The organism is Escherichia sp. E1V33 (assembly GCF_004211955.1).
Classification (GTDB): Bacteria; Pseudomonadota; Gammaproteobacteria; order Enterobacterales; family Enterobacteriaceae; genus Escherichia.
This window is the reverse complement of the sequence record NZ_RHJI01000026.1, coordinates 1-22,670: the sequence shown is the minus strand read 5'-3', so window position 1 is coordinate 22,670 and position 22,670 is coordinate 1. Positions and strand designations below refer to the sequence as shown.

General features: G+C 53.2%; 20 protein-coding genes, 1 pseudogene and 1 riboswitch. Of the genes and pseudogenes, 7 read left to right on the top strand and 14 right to left on the bottom strand.

The features are described 5' to 3' along the window. From hupA to nudC, 5 genes are all read right to left on the bottom strand, one after another. A complete protein-coding gene (gene hupA / locus D9742_RS21140) occupies positions 1-273 on the bottom strand; it encodes a nucleoid-associated protein HU-alpha (protein WP_001044513.1) in 273 nt (90 codons plus the stop codon). A gap of 186 nt (positions 274-459) precedes the next feature. Next, a complete protein-coding gene (locus D9742_RS21135) occupies positions 460-1,050 on the bottom strand; it encodes a YjaG family protein (protein ID WP_000940106.1) in 591 nt (196 codons plus the stop codon). Between the two features lie 42 nt (positions 1,051-1,092). Continuing rightward, a complete protein-coding gene (gene nfi, locus D9742_RS21130) occupies positions 1,093-1,764 on the bottom strand; it encodes a deoxyribonuclease V (protein WP_130238146.1) in 672 nt (223 codons plus the stop codon). 9 nt (positions 1,765-1,773) lie between these two features. Continuing rightward, on the bottom strand, positions 1,774-2,838 hold the full coding sequence (hemE, locus tag D9742_RS21125; protein ID WP_000137657.1) for a uroporphyrinogen decarboxylase: 1,065 nt from the start codon (positions 2,836-2,838) through the stop codon (positions 1,774-1,776). Positions 2,839-2,877: 39 nt separating this feature from the next. Continuing rightward, complete coding sequence (nudC, locus tag D9742_RS21120; RefSeq protein ID WP_130210155.1) at positions 2,878-3,651, bottom strand: NAD(+) diphosphatase; 774 nt, start codon at positions 3,649-3,651, stop codon at positions 2,878-2,880. A gap of 94 nt (positions 3,652-3,745) precedes the next feature. Between nudC and D9742_RS21115 the strand changes: the two genes are divergently transcribed. The 7 genes from D9742_RS21115 (at position 3,746) to thiH (ending at position 9,819) form a co-directional block, all read left to right on the top strand. Further along, entirely contained in the window at positions 3,746-4,222 is a 477-nt protein-coding gene (locus D9742_RS21115; protein ID WP_064530412.1) for an Rsd/AlgQ family anti-sigma factor, read from the top strand. 51 nt (positions 4,223-4,273) lie between these two features. After that, positions 4,274-4,374: riboswitch (TPP riboswitch) on the top strand. 80 nt (positions 4,375-4,454) lie between these two features. Then, on the top strand, positions 4,455-6,350 hold the full coding sequence (gene thiC, locus D9742_RS21110; protein WP_130238145.1) for a phosphomethylpyrimidine synthase ThiC: 1,896 nt from the start codon (positions 4,455-4,457) through the stop codon (positions 6,348-6,350). Then, entirely contained in the window at positions 6,350-6,985 is a 636-nt protein-coding gene (gene thiE, locus D9742_RS21105) for a thiamine phosphate synthase (RefSeq protein ID WP_097398497.1), read from the top strand. Before thiC ends, thiE begins: the two co-directional genes overlap by 1 nt. Continuing rightward, a complete protein-coding gene (thiF, locus tag D9742_RS21100; RefSeq protein WP_001301970.1) occupies positions 6,978-7,733 on the top strand; it encodes a thiazole biosynthesis adenylyltransferase ThiF in 756 nt (251 codons plus the stop codon). Before thiE ends, thiF begins: the two co-directional genes overlap by 8 nt. Then, positions 7,717-7,917, top strand: coding sequence for a sulfur carrier protein ThiS (gene thiS / locus D9742_RS21095; RefSeq protein WP_001166238.1), 201 nt, complete (start codon positions 7,717-7,719; stop codon positions 7,915-7,917). Before thiF ends, thiS begins: the two co-directional genes overlap by 17 nt. Before the next feature lies 1 nt (position 7,918). Beyond that, entirely contained in the window at positions 7,919-8,689 is a 771-nt protein-coding gene (thiG, locus tag D9742_RS21090; protein ID WP_000944103.1) for a thiazole synthase, read from the top strand. Next, the gene (gene thiH / locus D9742_RS21085) at positions 8,686-9,819 is read left to right on the top strand and encodes a 2-iminoacetate synthase ThiH (RefSeq protein ID WP_000847433.1); all 1,134 of its coding nucleotides are present in this window, start codon (positions 8,686-8,688) and stop codon (positions 9,817-9,819) included. The genes thiG and thiH overlap by 4 nt, the downstream gene beginning before the upstream one ends. 240 nt (positions 9,820-10,059) lie before the next feature. On the opposite strand, the gene rpoC is transcribed toward thiH, so the two are convergent. From rpoC to tuf, 9 genes and pseudogenes are all read right to left on the bottom strand, one after another. Further along, positions 10,060-14,283 carry a DNA-directed RNA polymerase subunit beta' gene (gene rpoC / locus D9742_RS21080; RefSeq protein ID WP_000653944.1) on the bottom strand — a complete coding sequence of 1,408 codons (4,224 nt, stop codon included), beginning with the start codon at positions 14,281-14,283 and terminating at the stop codon, positions 10,060-10,062. 76 nt (positions 14,284-14,359) lie between these two features. After that, the gene (gene rpoB / locus D9742_RS21075; RefSeq protein ID WP_000263098.1) at positions 14,360-18,388 is read right to left on the bottom strand and encodes a DNA-directed RNA polymerase subunit beta; all 4,029 of its coding nucleotides are present in this window, start codon (positions 18,386-18,388) and stop codon (positions 14,360-14,362) included. 319 nt (positions 18,389-18,707) lie between these two features. After that, positions 18,708-19,073, bottom strand: a complete 366-nt coding sequence (gene rplL, locus D9742_RS21070; protein WP_000028878.1) for a 50S ribosomal protein L7/L12 — start codon at positions 19,071-19,073, stop codon at positions 18,708-18,710. Positions 19,074-19,139: 66 nt separating this feature from the next. Next, entirely contained in the window at positions 19,140-19,637 is a 498-nt protein-coding gene (rplJ, locus tag D9742_RS21065; protein WP_001207201.1) for a 50S ribosomal protein L10, read from the bottom strand. 412 nt (positions 19,638-20,049) lie between these two features. Further along, the gene (gene rplA / locus D9742_RS21060) at positions 20,050-20,754 is read right to left on the bottom strand and encodes a 50S ribosomal protein L1 (RefSeq protein WP_001096684.1); all 705 of its coding nucleotides are present in this window, start codon (positions 20,752-20,754) and stop codon (positions 20,050-20,052) included. Between the two features lie 3 nt (positions 20,755-20,757). Continuing rightward, a complete protein-coding gene (rplK, locus tag D9742_RS21055; RefSeq protein ID WP_001085926.1) occupies positions 20,758-21,186 on the bottom strand; it encodes a 50S ribosomal protein L11 in 429 nt (142 codons plus the stop codon). Positions 21,187-21,344: 158 nt separating this feature from the next. Continuing rightward, positions 21,345-21,890, bottom strand: a complete 546-nt coding sequence (nusG, locus tag D9742_RS21050; protein WP_001287516.1) for a transcription termination/antitermination protein NusG — start codon at positions 21,888-21,890, stop codon at positions 21,345-21,347. 1 nt (position 21,891) lies between these two features. Further along, positions 21,892-22,275: a preprotein translocase subunit SecE gene (secE, locus tag D9742_RS21045; protein WP_001275702.1), complete on the bottom strand. Its 384-nt coding sequence runs from the start codon at positions 22,273-22,275 to the stop codon at positions 21,892-21,894. Between the two features lie 229 nt (positions 22,276-22,504). Next, positions 22,505-22,670 (bottom strand): annotated as a pseudogene (tuf, locus tag D9742_RS21040) (elongation factor Tu); the annotation flags it as partial.

The window sequence follows — 22,670 nt, the reverse complement described above, 5'->3', positions numbered from 1 at the left end:
TTACTTAACTGCGTCTTTCAGTGCCTTGCCAGAAACAAATGCCGGTACGTTAGCTGCGGCAATTTTGATTTCTTTACCGGTCTGCGGGTTGCGGCCAGTACGCTCAGCGCGGTGGTTCACTTTGAAGGTACCGAAACCAACCAGTTGTACAGCATCGCCTTCTTTCAGAGACTCAGTAATTGCAGCCAGAGTGGACTCCAGAGCAGCTTTAGCCTGGGTTTTGGACAGTTCTGCTTTCTCTGCAATTACATCAATCAGTTGAGTCTTGTTCATAAGTTATCCTTACAATGTGTTTATCGCTTGCTAAGCATCGAGTGCGACGGAAATGCCAGAATAGCACTCTCCTGCATACACGCACCGATAGCCACTTTTTTTCGCCCCCCAAATGTAGACCAGACGGGGGGCGAAAGGGAAGACTCCAGGTATGACAAATCAGGCGTTAAATCACGTTTTCTGGTCTTATTGCTGAAAAATTATACCAATATTGCTCTCACCCGCCTCACGCAGGTCTGCCCTAAGGCCTTTTATCAGCTCGATGTCGCGTTCTTCGCACTCGGCTAAAAGTCGGAATATTTCCCACTGAATGTCCCATTCTTGCTCTACAGCTGGGTTTTCTTTGAGCTCTTCATCGCTCATTTCGCGACCAGCCTGAGTCATTTCCAGCATCGCAACGGTCGTGATGGAGGTCTTACTCACTTCCACCGCGTGTTCGAGCGTTTCACCACTCAAACGCGAATGGACCAGTTCACTTAACGCCACGCAGGCATCGATTGCCGGATAAACGCCGTATAGATCGAAATCGTCGGCTGAAGGAATCGCTTCTTCAAATTTCTCCAGTTGGCTGTCGAAATTTACTTTTGCGTCTTTAACGGTCAGCGTTTCCCAGATGAGATCGAGAATACGACGGTAAATTTGCCCATCACCAAAACCGGTTTGCTGGCAGAACATGGCGTAATTGGGGTACATGCGTTCGCATAAGCAAGCCATGAAAGTGACATGCTGCCAGCTTTCCAGGCGCTCCAGACGCAGATGAATTGGGTTTTGTAACATGTTGAGTTCTCAAATACGGAAATTATCCGCAGTTTACCTGAATTAGGGCTGATTTGCTGTATAGCGCACGAACGCCGGACGTTCCGAGGCCACCGCGTCCGCCCAGCGCGTTGGCTCCGGCAGACGATAGCCTTTCATGCAGCGTTGTACCCACGCCAGCGCGCTGTCCACGCTGACCCGATGGCCGGTAGCGATAAACAACGGGTTACAGCGCGCTTTGCTGCGCCAGACCCAGGCCAGCTGCTCGCCTTTATCCATCAGCGGGGCCAGTGCGCCCGGTTCGCTGGAGAGCGCTTCGAATTTACCGCAGAGCCGTTTTTTCGCTACGCCAATGGTCGGCACATCCACCAATAAGCCAAAATGGCTGGCAACGCCAAGACGGCGAGGATGCGAGATCCCATGACCATCGACAAACACTAAATCCGGCTTTTGTGACAGCATCTCCCACGCTGCCAGCAGCGCAGGATATTCGCGGAAGGAAAGAAAACCTGGAATGTAAGGCATGGTGGTGGCGATGCGGGCCACTTTATACTCCACCAGCTCAAGCGAGGGGTATTTCAGCAGCACCATCGCCGCTCGCGTCACTTCTCCGCCCTGCTCAAACCCGACATCGGCTCCGGCGATCAGATCCGGCGGATCCTTATCGAGTCGATCCTCGCGGATCACAGAAGAAGCCAGTTCGATTTGTTGAGCGCGTAATGACGCGAGATCCATAATCGCTCCTTAGCGGTGATACTGTTCAGACAGTCGATGCACTGCCTCCACGAACACGCCAGCATGTTCTGGCGGCACATCCTGATGAATGCCGTGACCAAGGTTAAAGACATGACCTTCGCCGTGACCGAAACCTGCAAGTATAGTCGCTACTTCTTCTTCAATGCGGGCAGGCGGCGCGTACAGCATCGACGGATCCATATTACCCTGCAACGCGACTTTATTGCCCACACGGCGGCGCGCATCGGCGATGTCCGTTGTCCAGTCGAGGCCCAGCGCATCGCAACCGGTTTCTGCCATGGCTTCCAGCCACTGTCCGCCGCCTTTGGTAAACAGCGTGACCGGTACGCGGCGACCGTCGTTTTCACGCAGTAAACCATCAACAATTTTATGCATGTAATAAAGCGAGAACTGTTGATAATCGCGCCCGGTAAGCACGCCGCCCCAGGTGTCGAAAATCATCACTGCCTGAGCACCGGCTTTAATCTGCGCATTCAGATACAAAGTGACGCTTTTCGCCAGTTTATCGAGTAGAGCGTGCAGCGCCTGCGGATCGGCATACATCATTTTTTTGATCACGGTGAACGCTTTGCTGCTGCCGCCTTCCACCATGTAGGTCGCCAGCGTCCACGGGCTGCCGGAAAAACCAATCAGCGGCACTTCGCCTTTCAGTTCGCGACGAATGGTACGCACCGCGTTCATCACGTACCCCAGTTCATCTTCCGGGTCCGGAATTGGCAGTTTATCGACGTCAGCTTTGCAGGTGACTGGCGAGGTAAAACGCGGACCTTCTCCGGCTTCAAAATAGAGCCCTAACCCCATCGCGTCCGGGACGGTGAGGATATCGGAAAAGAGGATCGCCGCATCCAGCGGGTAGCGACGCAGCGGTTGCAAGGTCACTTCACACGCCAGCTCGGCGTTTTTGCACAGCGACATAAAATCGCCCGCCTGGGCGCGCGTGGCTTTATATTCCGGTAGATAGCGACCCGCCTGGCGCATCATCCATACTGGAGTGACATCAACGGGCTGGCGCAGCAGCGCCCGCAGATAACGATCGTTTTTAAGTTCGGTCATTTTGGCTGTTCCTTAGTGCGTCAGGCGGTCAGTGTATCATCACTCATACTCTGCCCGACACATCGCCACCGTATCTTCTATCAGACGGCGCGCTACGGTGCCGGGCGGCGGGAGTAACGGCAAATCGTCATAGCGATACCAGTTCGCCTCAAGCAATTCTTTCGGGTCGATCACGATGTCGCCGCTGTCATATTCCGCCATAAATGCGGTCATTAAAGACTGAGGAAACGGCCACGGCTGGGAAGTCACATAACGCAAGTTTTTGACTTTGATGCCACTCTCTTCCATCACTTCCCGCGCGACTGCCTGTTCGAGCGTTTCGCCCACTTCGACGAATCCGGCGAGTACCGTATGGACACCGTTACGATGCCGGGTATGCTGAGCAAGTAGGATCGAATCATCGCGACGGATGGCAACGATAATGCAGGGAGCGATTTGTGGGTAGTAACGCTCACGGCAGTGGCTGCATAGCATCGCCCATTCGGTTTTGCTCGGATACATGTCATGCCCGCAGTAACCGCAGTATTTATGCGAGCGATAAAACTCCGCCAGTTGCACACCACGTCCGGCTAATTGAAACAGCCCGACATCCAGATCAATGACCTGGCGCACCGAGCCCATATCGTGACGACGCTGCTGTTGCACTAGCCAAACAGGTTCTCCCTGCCATTCGCCGATTTGTAGTGCGCGCTGACCCACAAGATCGAAATTTGCCGCTTCGCCGTATGGTAATTCTCCCTTCGGCAACCATAATTTTTGTTCATGACTGACTACCCACCAGCCGTGATCTAATTTTTCAATTATACGATCCATAGCTCTTGCACTACCTTTGCATCACTGGCATGTTTAACATGGTTTTTACATTTCTCACTGAGCAGTTTTTGTTTTCAAACTTGCGGAGTCAATCATGCTTAACCAGCTCGATAACCTGACGGAGCACGTCAGAGGAAGTAACAAACTGGTTGATCGCTGGCTACATGTACGTAAGCATCTGCTCGTGGCTTACTACAATCTGGTTGGCATTAAGCCTGGCAAAGAATCGTACATGAGGCTGAATGAAAAAGCCCTTGATGATTTTTGCCAGAGTCTGGTCGACTACCTGTCTGCCGGACATTTCAGTATTTATGAACGCATTCTTCATAAACTGGAAGGCAACGGGCAACTCGCTCATGCCGCGAAGATTTGGCCGCAACTCGAAGCCAACACGCAACAGATTATGGATTACTACGATTCCAGCCTGGAAACCGCCATCGATCATGATAATTACCTTGAGTTTCAACAGGTTTTATCTGACATCGGCGAGGCGCTGGAAGCGCGCTTTGTGCTGGAAGATAAGTTGATTCTGCTGGTGCTTGACGCCGCCCGCGTCAAACATCCTGCTTGAGTTCTGCGCTGTTAACGCGTAATTTACATTCAACGCCCCGTTTGTGGGGCTAATTTCTTGTCGGAGTGCCTTAACTGGCTGAGACCGTTTATTCGGGATCCGCGGAACCTGATCAGGCTAATACCTGCGAAGGGAACAAGAGTTAATCTGCTATCGCATCGCCTTTGCGGCGATCGTCTCTTGCTTCATCCGTCGTCTGACAAGCCACGTCCTTAACTTTTTGGAATGAGCTATGTCTGCAACAAAACTGACCCGCCGCGAACAACGCGCCCAGGCCCAACATTTTATCGACACCCTGGAAGGCACCGCCTTTCCGAACTCAAAACGCATTTACATCACCGGCACACACCCCGGCGTGCGCGTACCGATGCGTGAGATCCAGCTTAGCCCGACGCTAATTGGCGGTAGCAAAGAACAGCCGCAATACGAAGAAAACGAAGCGATTCCGGTCTACGACACCTCCGGCCCGTATGGCGATCCGCAAATCGCCATTAACATTCAGCAAGGGCTGACCAAACTACGCCAGCCGTGGATCGATGCGCGTGGCGATACTGAAGAACTTACCATGCGCAGTTCCGATTACACTAAAGCGCGACTGGCAGATGATGGCCTCGACGAGCTGCGTTTTAGCGGCGTATTAACGCCAAAACGCGCCAAAGCAGGCCGCCGTGTCACGCAGCTGCACTACGCCCACCAGGGTATCATCACACCGGAAATGGAATTCATCGCCATCCGCGAGAATATGGGCCGCGAGCGCATCCGTAGCGAAGTTTTACGCCACCAGCATCCGGGAATGAGCTTTGGCGCACGTCTGCCGGAAAATATCACTGCGGAATTTGTCCGTGATGAAGTTGCTGCCGGACGTGCGATTATCCCGGCCAACATTAATCATCCGGAATCGGAGCCGATGATTATTGGTCGCAATTTCCTGGTAAAAGTTAACGCCAATATCGGCAACTCTGCGGTCACCTCTTCCATCGAAGAAGAAGTGGAAAAGCTGGTATGGTCCACGCGCTGGGGAGCGGATACGGTGATGGATCTCTCCACCGGTCGCTATATTCACGAAACCCGCGAGTGGATTTTGCGTAACAGCCCAGTGCCGATCGGTACAGTGCCGATCTACCAGGCGCTGGAGAAGGTTAACGGGATCGCCGAAGATCTTACCTGGGAAGCGTTCCGCGACACGCTGCTGGAACAGGCCGAGCAAGGTGTGGATTACTTCACTATCCATGCGGGGGTGCTGCTGCGCTATGTGCCGATGACCGCGAAACGCCTGACCGGTATCGTCTCGCGCGGCGGTTCGATTATGGCGAAATGGTGCCTCTCCCATCATCAGGAAAATTTCCTCTATCAACACTTCCGCGAAATTTGTGAAATCTGTGCCGCTTATGACGTTTCGCTGTCGCTGGGCGACGGTCTGCGCCCCGGTTCTATTCAGGACGCCAACGATGAAGCGCAGTTTGCCGAGCTGCATACGCTGGGCGAACTGACAAAAATCGCCTGGGAATATGATGTGCAGGTGATGATTGAAGGCCCAGGCCACGTGCCGATGCAGATGATCCGCCGCAATATGACCGAGGAGTTAGAGCACTGCCACGAAGCGCCGTTTTACACTCTGGGGCCGCTAACTACCGATATTGCGCCGGGCTATGACCACTTCACGTCGGGGATTGGTGCGGCGATGATTGGCTGGTTTGGCTGCGCGATGCTCTGTTACGTAACGCCAAAAGAGCATCTGGGTCTGCCTAATAAAGAAGATGTTAAGCAGGGGCTTATCACCTATAAGATTGCCGCCCACGCCGCTGACCTGGCGAAAGGGCATCCGGGCGCGCAAATTCGCGATAACGCCATGTCGAAAGCCCGCTTCGAATTTCGCTGGGAAGACCAGTTTAATCTGGCCCTCGACCCGTTTACCGCCCGCGCTTATCACGATGAAACCCTGCCGCAAGAGTCAGGTAAAGTCGCCCATTTTTGCTCCATGTGTGGGCCGAAATTCTGCTCGATGAAAATCAGCCAGGAAGTGCGTGATTACGCCGCCACGCAAACTATTGAAATGGGAATGGCGGATATGTCGGAGAACTTCCGTGCCAGAGGCGGAGAAATCTACCTGCGTAAGGAGGAAGCGTGATGTATCAGCCTGATTTTCCTCCTGTACCTTTTCGTTTAGGACTGTACCCAGTGGTGGACAGCGTACAGTGGATCGAACGTCTGTTGGATGCAGGCGTACGTACTCTCCAGCTACGCATCAAAGATCGGCGCGATGAAGAGGTGGAAGCCGATGTCGTGGCGGCAATTGCGCTGGGCCGCCGCTATAACGCGCGATTGTTTATCAACGATTACTGGCGGCTCGCGATCAAGCATCAGGCGTATGGCGTCCATTTGGGGCAGGAAGATTTGCAAGCCACCGATCTCAATGCCATCCGCGCGGCAGGCCTGCGGCTGGGCGTTTCGACACATGACGATATGGAAATCGACGTCGCGCTGGCAGCACGCCCCTCTTATATCGCGCTGGGACATGTGTTCCCGACGCAAACCAAACAGATGCCTTCTGCACCGCAGGGGCTGGAACAGCTGGCACGGCATGTTGAGCGACTGGCGGATTATCCCACCGTGGCGATTGGCGGTATCAGTCTGGCACGCGCGCCTGCGGTGATAGAAACGGGTGTCGGCAGTATCGCCGTCGTCAGCGCCATTACTCAAGCCGCAGACTGGCGTTTGGCAACGGCACAGTTGCTGGAAATTGCAGGAGTTGGCGATGAATGACCGTGATTTTATGCGTTATAGCCGCCAAATCCTGCTCGACGATATCGCTCTTGACGGGCAGCAAAAACTGCTCGACAGCCAGGTGCTGATTATCGGTCTTGGCGGGCTGGGTACACCTGCTGCGCTATACCTGGCGGGCGCTGGCGTCGGGACGCTGGTACTGGCAGATGACGACGATGTGCATTTAAGCAATCTGCAACGACAAATCCTCTTTACCACTGAAGATATCGATCGCCCGAAATCGCAGGTCAGCCATCAGCGACTGACACAGTTGAATCCCGATATTCAACTGACAGCATTACAACAACGGTTAACGGGTGAGGCGTTAAAAGATGCGGTTGCACAAGCCGATGTGGTGCTCGACTGTACCGACAATATGGCGACTCGCCAGGAGATTAATGCCGCCTGCGTGGCACTCAACACGCCGCTTATCACCGCCAGCGCGGTCGGATTTGGCGGTCAGTTGATGGTACTGACGCCGCCCTGGGGGCAGGGTTGTTACCGCTGCCTGTGGCCAGAAAACCAGGAGCCAGAACGCAACTGCCGCACGGCGGGCGTGGTTGGCCCGGTGGTCGGGGTTATGGGCACTTTGCAGGCACTGGAAGCCATTAAGTTATTAAGCGGTATAGAGACGCCTGCGGGAGAACTCCGACTGTTCGACGGTAAGTCGAGCCAGTGGCGCAGCCTGGCGTTGCGCCGCGCCAGTGGTTGCCCGGTATGCGGAGGAAGCAATGCAGATCCTGTTTAACGATCAACCGATGCAGTGCGCCGCCGGGCAAACTGTTCACGAACTACTGGAGCAACTCGTCCAACGACAAGCGGGCGCGGCTCTGGCGATTAATCAGCAAATCGTCCCGCGTGAGCAGTGGACGCAACATATCGTGCAGGATGGCGACCAGATCCTACTTTTTCAGGTTATTGCAGGGGGTTGAGATGTTACGTATTGCGGACAAAACGTTTGATTCACATCTGTTTACCGGCACCGGGAAATTCGCCTCTTCACAACTGATGGTAGAGGCAATCCGCGCTTCCGGCAGCCAGCTGGTGACGCTGGCGATGAAACGTGTCGACTTGCGCCAGCACAACGACGCTATCCTCGAACCGCTTATCGCGGCGGGTGTGACCCTGCTGCCAAATACATCCGGGGCGAAAACAGCGGAAGAAGCCATTTTCGCCGCCCATCTGGCGCGTGAAGCGTTAGGCACAAACTGGCTAAAATTAGAGATTCACCCTGACGCCCGCTGGCTGTTGCCCGATCCCATCGAAACCCTGAAAGCCGCCGAAACGCTGGTACAACAGGGATTTGTCGTGCTGCCTTACTGCGGGGCCGATCCGGTATTGTGTAAACGTCTGGAAGAAGTCGGCTGTGCAGCGGTGATGCCGCTCGGCGCGCCGATTGGCTCGAATCAGGGACTGGAAACCCGTGCCATGCTGGAGATTATTATCCAGCAGGCCACAGTTCCGGTGGTTGTTGATGCTGGCATCGGCGTTCCCAGCCATGCCGCGCAGGCGCTGGAAATGGGGGCCGACGCGGTGTTAGTGAATACGGCGATTGCCGTCGCGGACGATCCCGTCAACATGGCGAAGGCATTTCGTCTGGCAGTAGAAGCAGGCCTGCTGGCACGTCAGTCCGGACCGGGCAGCCGCAGTCATTTTGCTCATGCCACCAGCCCGCTGACCGGATTTCTGGAGGCATCGGCATGAAAACCTTCAGCGATCGCTGGCGACAACTGGACTGGGACGACATCCGCCTGCGTATCAACGGCAAAACGGCTGCTGACGTAGAGCGGGCGCTAAATGCCTCGCAACTCACCCGCGACGATATGATGGCGCTGTTATCGCCAGCCGCCAGTGGCTATCTGGAACCACTGGCCCAACGGGCGCAGCGCCTGACCCGTCAGCGTTTTGGCAACACAGTTAGTTTCTACGTCCCGCTTTATCTTTCCAATCTTTGCGCTAACGACTGCACGTACTGCGGATTTTCCATGAGTAATCGCATCAAGCGCAAAACGCTGGACGAAGCGGATATTGCCAGGGAAAGCGCCGCTATACGGGAGATGGGCTTTGAACATCTGCTTTTAGTCACCGGTGAACATCAGGCGAAAGTGGGGATGGATTACTTTCGTCGTCATCTCCCTGCCCTGCGTGAACAGTTCTCTTCACTACAGATGGAAGTGCAACCGCTGGCGGAGACGGAATACGCCGAGTTAAAGCAACTTGGTCTGGATGGCGTGATGGTTTATCAGGAGACATATCACGAGGCGACTTATGCCCGCCATCATCTGAAAGGCAAAAAACAGGACTTCTTCTGGCGGCTGGAAACGCCGGATCGGCTGGGCCGTGCGGGGATTGATAAGATAGGCCTCGGCGCGCTAATTGGCCTTTCCGACAGCTGGCGCGTTGACTGCTATATGGTTGCAGAACATTTGCTATGGCTGCAACAGCATTACTGGCAAAGCCGTTACTCTGTCTCCTTTCCGCGCCTGCGCCCGTGTACTGGCGGCATTGAGCCTGCGTCGATTATGGATGAACGCCAGTTAGTGCAAACCATCTGCGCCTTCCGACTGCTTGCACCGGAGATTGAACTGTCACTCTCCACGCGGGAATCACCGTGGTTTCGCGATCGCGTTATTCCGCTGGCAATTAATAACGTCAGCGCTTTTTCGAAAACGCAGCCAGGTGGCTATGCCGACAATCACCCCGAGCTGGAACAGTTCTCACCGCACGACGATCGCAGACCGGAAGCGGTTGCTGCCGCGTTAACTGCTCAGGGTTTGCAGCCGGTATGGAAAGACTGGGACAGCTATCTGGGACGCGCCTCGCAAAGGCCATGAGACAGAATGTAAGAACGTAAATTTATTCCGAGCCGCTACGGAAGATGAAAAACGCAAGGTTGTTGAAAGCGTTGCGTTTTTTTATGGTAGTGCCGTCAGCAGGAATGTTGTCCAGGGCGAAAAGCTTCTTCCTCGTTTCGCCCTGCCTTTCTTAATATTTCCCGTGAAGACCTTGCCTCTGAATAACAGCCATAAAAAAACCCGCCGAAGCGGGTTTTTAAGTTATTTGCGGATTAACGATTACTCGTTATCAGAACCGCCCAGACCTGCGTTCAGCAGTTCTGCCAGGCTGGCAGATGCGTCTTCTGCAGTCACCTGCGGTGCAGCCGGAGCTTCACCCGCAGCACGGCGACGCATACGATCCTGGTGGTACGCGTAACCGGTACCTGCCGGGATCAGACGACCCACGATAACGTTCTCTTTCAGGCCGCGCAGTTCGTCGCGTTTGCCCGCAACGGCTGCTTCGGTCAGCACGCGAGTGGTCTCCTGGAACGATGCCGCGGAGATGAAGGACTCGGTTGCCAGAGACGCTTTGGTGATACCCAGCAGATCGCGGGAGTAAGTTGCACCCACTTTGCCGTTCGCTTCCAGTTCGCGGTTTGCGATCTTGACGCGAGAGTATTCAACCTGTTCGCCTTCCAGGAAGTCGGAGCTGCCCGCGTTAACGATGGTAGCTTTACGCAGCATCTGACGAACGATAACTTCGATGTGTTTATCGTTAATCTTAACGCCCTGCAGACGGTATACGTCCTGTACTTCGTTAACGATGTAACGAGTCACAGCATGAACACCACGCAGACGCAGAATGTCGTGCGGCGCTTCCGGACCGTCGGAAATTACGTCACCACGTTCTACACGTTCACCTTCGAACACGTTGAGCTGACGCCATTTCGGAATCATCTCTTCGTACGGATCGCTACCGTCTACCGGGGTGATAACCAGACGACGTTTACCTTTGGTTTCTTTACCGAAGGAAACGATACCGCTGATTTCAGCCAGGATTGCCGGCTCTTTCGGACGACGTGCTTCGAACAGGTCCGCAACGCGCGGCAGACCACCGGTGATGTCCTTGGTACCGCCGGATTCCTGCGGAATACGCGCCAGGGTGTCACCAGAGCTGATCTGTACGCCATCTTCCAGCTGAACAATCGCTTTACCCGGCAGGAAGTACTGCGCAGGCATATCGGTACCAGGGATCAGAACGTCGTTACCCTGAGCATCAACGATTTTCAGTGCCGGACGCAGATCTTTACCACCTGCGGTACGTTCTGCGGAATCCAGAACCACCAGCGAAGACAGACCGGTCAATTCGTCGGTCTGACGCGTAATGGTCTGGCCGTCGATCATGTCAGTAAAGCGTACAAAACCGCTTACTTCGGTGATAACCGGCATGGTGTGCGGGTCCCAGTTTGCAACGGTTTCGCCGCCAGCAACCTGTTCGCCATCGCCTTTTGCCAGTACCGCACCGTAAGGTACTTTGTAGCTTTCTTTGGTACGACCGAATTCGTCGATCAGTTTCAGTTCGGTGTTACGGGAAGTGATAACCAGTTTACCGCTGGAGTTCACAACCGACTTCACGTTGCTGAGCTTGATGCTACCTTTGTTTTTCACCTGGATGCTGGATTCAGCAGCCGCACGAGATGCCGCACCACCGATGTGGAACGTACGCATGGTCAGCTGTGTACCCGGTTCACCGATGGACTGTGCCGCGATAACACCGATTGCTTCACCCTTGTTGATGATGTGGCCACGCGCCAGGTCACGACCGTAACAGTGCGCACATACACCAAAGTCGGTGTCACAAGATACAACAGAACGTACTTTAACCGCGTCGACAGAGTTCTCTTCCAGCAGGTCACACCATTGTTCGTGCAGCAGCGTGTTGCGCGGAACGAGGATATCAGCAGTGCCCGGCTTCAGAACGTCTTCAGCAGTTACACGACCCAGTACGCGATCGCGCAGCGGCTCTTTAACGTCACCACCTTCGATAACCGGAGTCATCATGATACCTTCATGGGTACCACAATCGTCTTCGGTAACCACCAGGTCCTGCGCCACGTCAACCAGACGACGAGTCAGGTAACCGGAGTTCGCAGTTTTCAGTGCGGTATCCGCCAGACCTTTACGAGCACCGTGGGTGGAGATGAAGTACTGGAGTACGTTCAGACCTTCACGGAAGTTCGCGGTGATTGGCGTTTCGATGATGGAGCCATCCGGCTTCGCCATCAGACCACGCATACCAGCAAGCTGACGAATCTGTGCCGCAGAACCACGCGCACCGGAGTCGGCCATCATGTAGATGCTGTTGAAGGAAACCTGCTTCTCTTCCTGACCGTCACGGTTAATAACGGTTTCAGTTTGCAGGTTATCCATCATCGCTTTGGATACACGATCGTTCGCCGCAGCCCAGATATCGATAACTTTGTTATAACGTTCGCCCGCAGTTACCAGACCAGACTGGAACTGCTCCTGAATTTCAGCAACTTCTGCTTCTGCCTCGGAGATGATTTCGTGTTTCTTCTCCGGGATGACCATGTCATCGATACCAACAGATGCACCAGAACGCGCTGCATATGCAAAGCCGGTGTACATGATCTGGTCCGCAAAAATAACGGTCGGTTTCAGACCGAGAATGCGGTAGCAGGTGTTCAGCATTTTGGAGATTGCTTTTTTACCCAGCGCCTGGTTGACGATGGAGTAAGGCAGACCTTTCGGTACAATCATCCACAGAATGGCACGGCCAACAGTCGTGTCTTTCAGGCTGGTTTTCGCTACTAATTCACCGTTAGCATCTTTTTCATACTCGGTGATACGCACTTTAACGCGCGCATGCAGAGAAGCCAGACCAGAGCGATACAGACGTTCTGCTTCTTTCGGGCCAGTCAGCACCATGCCTTCGCCTTTGGCGTTAACACAGTCACGGGTCATGTAGTACAGACCCAGTACAACGTCCTGAGACGGAACGATGATTGGTTCGCCGTTCGCCGGGGACAGGATGTTGTTGGTAGACATCATCAGCGCACGCGCTTCCAGCTGGGCTTCCAGCGTCAGCGGTACGTGAACAGCCATCTGGTCACCATCGAAGTCGGCGTTATATGCCGCACAAACCAGCGGGTGCAGCTGGATAGCTTTACCTTCGATCAGTACCGGTTCAAATGCCTGGATACCCAGACGGTGCAGAGTCGGTGCACGGTTCAGCAGTACCGGGTGTTCGCGGATAACTTCGTCCAGGATATCCCAAACGACAGCTTCTTCGCGCTCAACCATTTTCTTCGCAGCTTTAATGGTGGTAGCAAGACCACGCAGTTCCAGCTTGCCGTAGATGAACGGTTTGAACAGCTCCAGCGCCATTTTCTTCGGCAGACCGCACTGATGCAGACGCAGGTATGGACCTACGGTGATTACAGAACGACCGGAGTAGTCAACACGCTTACCGAGCAGGTTCTGACGGAAACGACCCTGTTTACCTTTGATCATGTCGGCCAAAGATTTCAGAGGACGCTTGTTAGAACCGGTGATTGCACGACCGCGACGACCGTTATCCAGCAGGGCGTCTACCGCTTCCTGCAGCATACGTTTTTCGTTACGTACGATGATGTCCGGCGCAGCCAGATCCAGCAGACGTTTCAGACGGTTGTTACGGTTAATGACGCGACGATACAGATCGTTCAGGTCAGAAGTCGCGAAACGCCCACCATCCAGCGGAACCAGCGGACGCAGATCTGGCGGCAGTACCGGCAGAACGGTCAGGATCATCCACTCTGGTTTGTTACCAGACTGAACGAACGCTTCCAGCAGTTTGATACGCTTGGTCAGCTTTTTACGCTTAGTTTCGGAGTTGGTTTCGTTCAGCTCTTCACGCAGCTGTTCGCACTCTTGCTCCAGATCCATGCTCTTCAGCAGGGCCTGGATTGCTTCCGCACCCATCTTCGCGTCGAATTCGTCACCGAACTCTTCCAGCGCGTCCAGATACTGTTCTTCAGTCAGGATCTGCTGACGCTCCAGGTTGGTCATACCGCCTTCGATAACCACATAGGATTCAAAGTACAGTACGCGTTCGATATCGCGCAGCGGCATATCGAGCAGCAGGCCGATACGGGACGGCAGCGATTTCAGGAACCAGATGTGCGCAGTCGGGGAAGCCAGTTCGATGTGGCCCATACGCTCACGGCGTACTTTAGTCTGGGTCACTTCAACGCCGCACTTCTCACAGATGACGCCACGGTGTTTCAGGCGCTTGTACTTACCGCACAGGCACTCGTAATCTTTTACCGGCCCAAAGATACGGGCGCAGAAAAGGCCGTCACGTTCTGGTTTGAACGTACGGTAGTTGATGGTTTCCGGCTTTTTAACTTCACCGAAAGACCATGAACGGATCATGTCTGGCGAAGCCAGAGCAATTTTGATCGCATCAAACTCTTCGGTTTTAGTCTGCGCTTTCAGAAACTTTAATAAATCTTTCACGGATTTGCTCCCGTCGGAGTTAGCACAATCCGCTGTCGGGTTTTACCCCGACAGCAGTGACCTGTTTGAGCGAGAATTACTCGTCTTCCAGTTCGATGTTGATACCCAGCGAACGAATCTCTTTCAACAATACGTTGAAGGATTCTGGCATGCCCGGCTCCATCTGATGGTTGCCGTCCACGATGTTTTTATACATCTTAGTACGACCGTTCACGTCATCAGACTTAACGGTGAGCATTTCCTGCAGGGTGTATGCTGCGCCGTATGCTTCCAGCGCCCACACTTCCATCTCCCCGAAACGCTGACCACCGAACTGTGCCTTACCACCCAGCGGCTGCTGAGTAACCAGGCTGTAAGAACCGGTGGAACGCGCGTGCATCTTGTCGTCGACCAGGTGGTTCAGTTTCAGCATGTACATGTAACCAACGGTTACCGGACGCTCGAACTGTTCACCAGTGCGACCATCGTACAGGCGGATCTGACCGGAAGTCGGCAGGTCGCCAAGTTTCAGCAGCTCTTTAATTTCTGCTTCTTTCGCACCGTCGAACACCGGCGTTGCGATTGGCATACCTTTGCGCAGGTTTTCAGCCAGACGCATAACTTCTTCATCGCTGAAGGTACTCAGGTCAACTTTCTGACGAACGTCAGCGCCCAGATCGTACGCACGCTGGATGAATTCGCGCAGTTTCGCGACTTCCTGCTGCTGTTTCAGCATGGCGTTGATCTTGTCGCCGATACCTTTCGCAGCCATACCCAAGTGGGTTTCGAGGATCTGACCGATGTTCATACGAGACGGTACGCCCAGCGGGTTCAGTACGATGTCTACCGGCGTACCGTTTTCATCGTAAGGCATATCTTCGATCGGGTTGATCTTAGAAATTACACCCTTGTTACCGTGACGACCTGCCATCTTGTCACCAGGCTGGATACGGCGTTTAACCGCCAGATATACCTTAACAATCTTCAGCACGCCCGGTGCCAGATCGTCGCCCTGGGTGATTTTGCGGCGTTTCGCTTCGAGTTTCTTCTCGAACTCGTGTTTCAGTTCGTCATACTGCTCAGCCAGCTGTTCCAGCTGATTTTGTTTCTCTTCGTCGGTCAGGCCCAGCTCCAGCCAGCGATCGCGCGGCAGTTTGTCGAGCTTCTCAGCTTCAACGCCACCGGCTACCAGCACAGCACGGATACGGCTGAACAGACCCGCTTCGAGGATCTGCAGTTCTTCAGACAGGTCTTTCTTCGCCTGTTTGAGCTGCATTTCTTCGATTTCCAGCGCACGTTTGTCTTTTTCTACGCCATCGCGAGTAAAGACCTGAACGTCGATAACCGTACCGGATACACCGTTTGGTACGCGCAGAGAAGAGTCTTTAACGTCAGAGGCTTTCTCACCGAAGATCGCACGCAGCAGTTTTTCTTCTGGGGTCAGCTGAGTTTCACCTTTCGGCGTTACCTTACCAACCAGAATGTCGCCACCGGTCACTTCCGCACCAATGTAAACGATACCGGATTCATCCAGTTTGGAGAGCGCAGCTTCACCCACGTTCGGGATGTCAGCGGTGATCTCTTCCGGCCCCAGCTTGGTGTCACGGGACACACACGCCAGTTCCTGAATGTGGATGGTGGTGAAACGGTCTTCCTGAACAACACGCTCGGATACGAGGATGGAGTCTTCGAAGTTGTAACCATTCCACGGCATGAACGCTACGCGCATGTTCTGACCAAGCGCCAGTTCACCGAGGTCGGTGGACGGACCGTCTGCCAGCACGTCGCCACGTTCAACCGGTTCACCCAGAGACACACACGGCATCTGGTTGATACAGGTGTTCTGGTTAGAACGGGTGTATTTGGTCAGGTTGTAGATGTCGATACCTGCTTCACCCGGATACATCTCGTCTTCGTTAACTTTGATAACGATACGGGAAGCATCCACGTACTGAACGACACCACCACGTTTAGCAACCGCAGTTACACCGGAGTCAACGGCAACAGCACGTTCCATACCCGTACCAACCAGCGGCTTATCAGCACGCAGAGTCGGAACGGCCTGACGTTGCATGTTCGCACCCATCAATGCACGGTTGGCGTCATCGTGTTCCAGGAACGGGATCAGGGACGCACCGACGGATACCACCTGCTGGGTGGATACGTCCATGTAGTCAACCTGGTCGCGGCTGAACAAGCTGGATTCGCCTTTGCTACGGCAAGTTACCAGGTCTTCTACGAAGTGACCTTCTTCATCCAGGTTGGAGTTCGCCTGGGCGATAACGTAGTTGCCTTCTTCGATAGCAGACAGGTAGTGAATTTCGTCAGTTACAACACCGTCGGTCACTTTACGATACGGAGTCTCAAGGAAGCCGTATTCGTTAGTCTGTGCGTACACGGACAGAGAGTTGATCAGACCGATGTTCGGACCTTCAGGAGTTTCGATTGGACATACGCGACCGTAGTGAGTCGGGTGTACGTCTCGAACTTCGAAGCCTGCACGTTCACGGGTCAGACCGCCTGGGCCGAGTGCGGAGATACGACGTTTGTGTGTAATCTCAGACAGCGGGTTGTTCTGGTCCATAAACTGAGACAGCTGGCTGGAACCGAAGAACTCTTTCACTGCTGCGGAAATCGGCTTGGCGTTGATCATATCCTGAGGCATCAGGGTATCCAGATCGCCCAGAGACAGACGCTCTTTCACCGCACGCTCTACACGTACCAGGCCAACGCGGAACTGGTTTTCCGCCATTTCGCCAACGGAACGGATACGACGGTTGCCGAGGTGGTCGATATCATCGACTTCGCCTTTACCGTTACGGATATCGATGAGCTTTTTCATAACATCAATGATGTCGTCTTTGCTCAGGATACCGGAACCTTCGATTTCTTCGCGCAGCAGAGAACGGTTGAACTTCATACGACCAACCGCAGACAAGTCATAGCGATCTTCGGAGAAGAACAGGTTCTCAAACAGGCTTTCAGCTGCTTCACGAGTCGGCGGCTCGCCAGGGCGCATCATACGGTAGATTTCTACCAGTGCGCTCAGACGGTCGTTAGTTGGGTCGACACGTAAGGTTTCAGAGATATATGGGCCGTGGTCCAGATCGTTGGTGAACAGCGTTTCGATACGCTTGTGACCAGACTGGCTCAGCTTAGCCAGTAGATCCAGGCTCAGCTCCATGTTCGCTGCGCAGATCAGCTCGCCGGTAGACTCATCAATATAGTCTTTAGCAACCACTTTACCTGCGATGTACTCAACCGGGACTTCGATCAGTTTGACGTCGTCTTTTTCCAGCTGGCGAATGTGGCGCGCAGTAATACGGCGGCCTTTTTCTACGTACACTTTACCGTTAGCTTCGATGTCGAAAGATGCGGTTTCACCACGCAGGCGTTCCGGCACCAGTTCCATCTGCAGCTTGTTATCGCGGATTTCAAAGATAACTTTTTCAAAGAACAGGTCGAGGATCTGCTCTGTAGTGTAGTTCAGGGCACGCAGAATGATGGTCGCAGGCAGTTTACGGCGACGGTCGATACGTACGAACAGGTTGTCCTTCGGATCGAATTCGAAGTCCAGCCAGGAACCACGGTAAGGGATGATGCGCGCGTTATACAGCACTTTACCCGAAGAATGGGTTTTACCTTTGTCGGAGTCAAAGAAGACGCCCGGACTACGGTGCAGCTGGGAAACGATAACACGCTCAGTACCGTTGATAACAAAGGTACCGTTGTCTGTCATGAGCGGAATTTCGCCCATGTAGACTTCTTGTTCTTTAATGTCTTTTACGGTGCCTTCCGGCGCTTCGCGCTCATAGATCACCAGACGCAGTTTAACGCGCAGCGGTGCGGAATAGGTCACGCCACGGATTTGACATTCCTGGACGTCAAACACCGGTTCGCCAAGGCGGTAGCTGACGTATTGCAGCTCGGAATTACCGCTGTAGCTCTGAATCGGGAATACGGAACGGAAAGCAGCTTCCAGACCATACTGCCCTTCAGGATCTTGCTCGATAAATTTCTGAAACGAGTCAAGCTGGATAGAAAGGAGATAAGGTACATCCAGAACTTGTGGACGTTTACCAAAATCCTTACGAATACGTTTTTTCTCGGTATAGGAGTAAACCATAGGGTTCCTCAGCTCGCTGACAAGTCGACCCATCTGTCCATTGAGCGGACAGTTTGTGCAACACTATTTTGTTGACCGGAAAATGGAACACTTTCCGCAATGCCTGTTGCTATCACGCTTAAACCATTTCATTGCGATTTACACAGAACGGGCGTTCTGTCGCAGTATATTAAGTCGTCGATAGAAACAAGCATTGAAAGGCACAGCAGTAGTCAAACAGTGTGAAACGCTACTGGCGCCTTACAGCGCAAAAAGGCTGGTGACTAAAAAGTCACCAGCCATCAGCCTGATTTCTCAGGCTGCAACCGGAAGGGTTGGCTTATTTAACTTCAACTTCAGCGCCAGCTTCTTCCAGAGCTTTTTTCAGTGCTTCTGCGTCGTCTTTGCTCACGCCTTCTTTCAGAGCAGCCGGTGCAGATTCTACCAGGTCTTTAGCTTCTTTCAGACCCAGGCCAGTTGCGCCACGTACTGCTTTGATAACAGCAACTTTGTTAGCGCCAGCAGCTTTCAGAATTACGTCGAATTCAGTTTTTTCTTCAGCAGCTTCAACCGGGCCAGCAGCTACAGCTACAGCAGCAGCAGCGGAAACACCGAATTTTTCTTCCATTGCAGAGATCAGTTCTACAACGTCCATTACAGACATAGCTGCAACTGCTTCAATGATTTGATCTTTAGTGATAGACATTTAAATTGTTCCTGAATATCAGAATAAGTTTATACGTAAGCGAATGCGTTAAAAAGATAACTGCGATTAAGCAGCTTCTTTCGCATCGCGTACAGCAGCCAGAGTACGAACCAGTTTGCCAGCCGAAGCTTCTTTCATGGTTGCCATCAGGCGTGCAATTGCTTCTTCGTAGGTCGGCAGAGTTGCCAGGCGGTCGATCTGAGACGCCGGGATCAGCTCACCTTCAAAGGCAGCGGCTTTGACCTCAAATTTTGCATTCGCTTTCGCGAACTCTTTGAACAGACGAGCAGCAGCGCCCGGGTGTTCCATAGAGTATGCAATCAGGGTCGGACCAACAAACGCGTCTTTCAGGCACTCGAACGGAGTACCTTCAACAGCACGGCGCAGCAGGGTGTTACGAACAACACGCATGTATACGCCAGCTTCGCGACCTGCTTTACGCAGTTCAGTCATTTTATCTACAGTTACGCCACGGGAATCCGCAACTACTGCAGACAGCGCGCCTTTGGCTACTTCGCTGACTTCAGCAACAATCGCTTGTTTGTCTTGAAGATTTAAAGCCATTAGCTTTGCTCCTGGATGTTTGCCAGAGAAAATCTCTGGAACTCACTTCACTCCTCCAAACGGAGAGAGCGTCTTAATTACGGTGAGCAGAAACAAGCCAGAATATAAAAGAATAATCTTAGCGTTCTGTCACCGTCTACGCAGGGGATTAAGTTTCTTGCGAAACTCCTGCGGTCTTCGACGGAGGCCTGGATAGGCCAGGCTCCAACGAACAAATCTTTTCTATCCGTCGCTATTCAGCTTGTGGCGGCGTTGGCTTCCTTCGTTCGCACCAGTCACATAGTTAGCTATGCTCCTGGCGACTCACTCAGTTGCCGCCTTGCCACAACCCGAATATCTCGGATATACGTCTGCATTAAGCATTATACGTGGGGGTAAGATTGTAGACAAAATCACCGCCCACGTAAAGGCATTAGTTTACAGAAGCGCTCAGGCCAGCCTGGTCAACTGCAACACCTGCACCCATGGTGGTGGAGATGCTAACTTTCTTGATGTACACGCCTTTCGCCTGAGTCGGTTTTGCTTTTTTCAGCGCAACCAGCAGAGCTTCCAGGTTTTCTTTCAGTTTGTCAGCGTCAAAGTCCACTTTACCGATGGTGGTGTGGATGATGCCGTTTTTGTCGTTACGGTAACGAACCTGGCCAGCTTTAGCGTTTTTAACCGCTTCAGCAACGTTCGGCGTTACAGTACCCACTTTCGGGTTTGGCATCAGGCCGCGCGGACCCAGAACCTGGCCCAGCTGGCCAACAACGCGCATTGCATCCGGAGAAGCAATAACAACGTCAAAGTTCATTTCGCCTTTCTTGATCTGGTCAGCCAGATCTTCCATACCTACCAGTTCAGCACCTGCAGCTTTAGCAGCTTCAGCGTTTGCACCCTGGGTAAATACGGCTACGCGAACGGAACGGCCAGTACCGTGCGGCAGTACAGTTGCACCACGTACGTTCTGGTCAGATTTACGAGCGTCGATGCCGAGGTTAACAGCAACGTCCACGCTTTCTACGAATTTAGCAGTCGCCAGCTCTTTCAGCAGAGCGATAGCTTCGTTGATGTCGTACTGTTTAGTTGCATCAACTTTCTCGCGGATAACACGCATGCGCTTGGTCAGTTTAGCCATTTCTTAGTCCTCCACTACCAGGCCCATGGAACGTGCAGTACCTTCGATGGAGCGAGTCATCGCTTCAATGTCGGCACCAGTCATGTCGGCAGCTTTGGTCTGCGCGATTTCCTGCAGCTGAGCGCGGGAAATTTTACCCACTTTGTCTTTGTTCGGCTTACCGGAACCAGACTTGATACCAGCCGCTTTTTTCAGCAGAACTGCTGCCGGCGGAGTCTTGGTAACGAAAGTGAAAGAACGGTCAGCGTAAACGGTGATTACTACCGGAATCGGCAGACCTTTTTCGATGGAATCAGTTTTTGCGTTGAACGCTTTGCAGAATTCCATGATGTTTACGCCCTGCTGACCCAGAGCCGGACCTACTGGCGGACTCGGGTTAGCCATACCAGCTGCAACCTGCAGCTTGACATAGGCTTGTACTTTCTTAGCCATTATAAATTCCTCAAGTTGGGTAATAGCGCCTCTGAGAGGCTCCCCGTGATATAAAAAATCGTTTTACGGGCAAGGCCCATAAAAACAAAAGGCGCGAAATTGTATTCCAATCTCGCGCCTTGTGCAACGATTAAATCGCCGCTTTTTTGATCGCTGGGTTAGGCTTTTTCAACCTGGCTGAAGTCCAGCTCTACCGGTGTCGCACGACCGAAGATAGAAACAGACACTTTCAGACGAGATTTCTCGTAATCCACTTCTTCAACAACACCGTTGAAGTCAGCGAACGGACCATCATTAACACGGACCATTTCACCCGGTTCAAACAGCGTTTTCGGACGCGGCTTATCACCAACCTGCTGCAGGCGGTTCATAATCGCATCAACTTCTTTATCGCTGATTGGCGCAGGACGATCGGAAGTACCGCCGATGAAGCCCATCACACGCGGTACGCTGCGCACCAGGTGCCAGCTCGCGTCGTTCATCACCATCTGAACGAGGACGTAGCCAGGGAAGAATTTGCGTTCGCTTTTGCGACGCTGACCGCCACGGATTTCAACCACTTCTTCGGTTGGTACCATGACTTCACCAAACAAATCTTCCATGTTGTGTAATTTGATATGCTCACGCAGCGACGTTGCTACGCGGCCTTCAAAACCGGAAAACGCCTGAACGACGTACCAGCGCTTTTTAGGAGCTTCAGACATCTCAGAACCTCAGGCCAGTGATAAAGGATACCAGGCGAACCAGAATACCATCCAGTCCCCACAGGATCAGTGACATTACTGCGGTAACCGCAGCCACAATCAGCGTGGTGTGCAATGTTTCCTGGCGAGTCGGCCAAATGACCTTACGGACTTCGGTACGCGCTTCACGGGCAAAAGCAACGGTTGCTTTACCTTTTGTCGTTAACAGCGCGACACCACCCGCTGCAGCAATCAGAATTACTACGGCCAGCGCACGCAGCGGCAGCATAATGTCGCGATAAAGGTAGTTGCCGACAATCGCCACCAGGAGCAATGCCACCACAACGACCCACTTCATCGCTTCCAGGCCGCGCCCGCTTCCTTGAGCTTCGGTATTCGCACTCATAAACCAACCTGTCAGAAGTATTCTACAAACATTTTCACCCCGCGATCGCGAGGCAAACCAAATCGAAACGCGTATTAGCTTTTCGGATTATACGCCCTCAACAGAGCCTGTCTCAGCAATGATTATGACAAAGAAAATCACTGATGAGCCAGGTTCTGGTACGAAAGCGTGCAAAAAGGGCATCAAATGATGCCCTTTTAGTGCGCATTGCGTCAAATGTTATCGGCAATTAGCTCAGAACTTTTGCTACAACGCCCGCGCCAACGGTACGGCCGCCTTCACGGATTGCGAAACGCAGACCGTCGTCCATCGCGATCGGGTGGATCAGGGTAACAACCATTTTGATGTTGTCGCCCGGCATTACCATCTCTACGCCTTCCGGCAGTTCGATGGTA

Excerpts from the sequence above, each read along its gene's own strand:
- hupA (WP_001044513.1), bottom strand. The coding sequence starts at position 273 with ATGAACAAGACTCAACTGATTGATGTAATTGCAGAGAAAGCAGAACTG.
- D9742_RS21135 (WP_000940106.1), bottom strand. The coding sequence starts at position 1,050 with ATGTTACAAAACCCAATTCATCTGCGTCTGGAGCGCCTGGAAAGCTGG.
- nfi (WP_130238146.1), bottom strand. The coding sequence starts at position 1,764 with ATGGATCTCGCGTCATTACGCGCTCAACAAATCGAACTGGCTTCTTCT.
- hemE (WP_000137657.1), bottom strand. The coding sequence starts at position 2,838 with ATGACCGAACTTAAAAACGATCGTTATCTGCGGGCGCTGCTGCGCCAG.
- nudC (WP_130210155.1), bottom strand. The coding sequence starts at position 3,651 with ATGGATCGTATAATTGAAAAATTAGATCACGGCTGGTGGGTAGTCAGT.
- D9742_RS21115 (WP_064530412.1), top strand. The coding sequence starts at position 3,746 with ATGCTTAACCAGCTCGATAACCTGACGGAGCACGTCAGAGGAAGTAAC.
- thiC (WP_130238145.1), top strand. The coding sequence starts at position 4,455 with ATGTCTGCAACAAAACTGACCCGCCGCGAACAACGCGCCCAGGCCCAA.
- thiE (WP_097398497.1), top strand. The coding sequence starts at position 6,350 with ATGTATCAGCCTGATTTTCCTCCTGTACCTTTTCGTTTAGGACTGTAC.
- thiF (WP_001301970.1), top strand. The coding sequence starts at position 6,978 with ATGAATGACCGTGATTTTATGCGTTATAGCCGCCAAATCCTGCTCGAC.
- thiS (WP_001166238.1), top strand. The coding sequence starts at position 7,717 with ATGCAGATCCTGTTTAACGATCAACCGATGCAGTGCGCCGCCGGGCAA.
- thiG (WP_000944103.1), top strand. The coding sequence starts at position 7,919 with ATGTTACGTATTGCGGACAAAACGTTTGATTCACATCTGTTTACCGGC.
- thiH (WP_000847433.1), top strand. The coding sequence starts at position 8,686 with ATGAAAACCTTCAGCGATCGCTGGCGACAACTGGACTGGGACGACATC.
- rpoB (WP_000263098.1), bottom strand. The coding sequence starts at position 18,388 with ATGGTTTACTCCTATACCGAGAAAAAACGTATTCGTAAGGATTTTGGT.
- rplL (WP_000028878.1), bottom strand. The coding sequence starts at position 19,073 with ATGTCTATCACTAAAGATCAAATCATTGAAGCAGTTGCAGCTATGTCT.
- rplJ (WP_001207201.1), bottom strand. The coding sequence starts at position 19,637 with ATGGCTTTAAATCTTCAAGACAAACAAGCGATTGTTGCTGAAGTCAGC.
- rplA (WP_001096684.1), bottom strand. The coding sequence starts at position 20,754 with ATGGCTAAACTGACCAAGCGCATGCGTGTTATCCGCGAGAAAGTTGAT.
- rplK (WP_001085926.1), bottom strand. The coding sequence starts at position 21,186 with ATGGCTAAGAAAGTACAAGCCTATGTCAAGCTGCAGGTTGCAGCTGGT.
- nusG (WP_001287516.1), bottom strand. The coding sequence starts at position 21,890 with ATGTCTGAAGCTCCTAAAAAGCGCTGGTACGTCGTTCAGGCGTTTTCC.
- secE (WP_001275702.1), bottom strand. The coding sequence starts at position 22,275 with ATGAGTGCGAATACCGAAGCTCAAGGAAGCGGGCGCGGCCTGGAAGCG.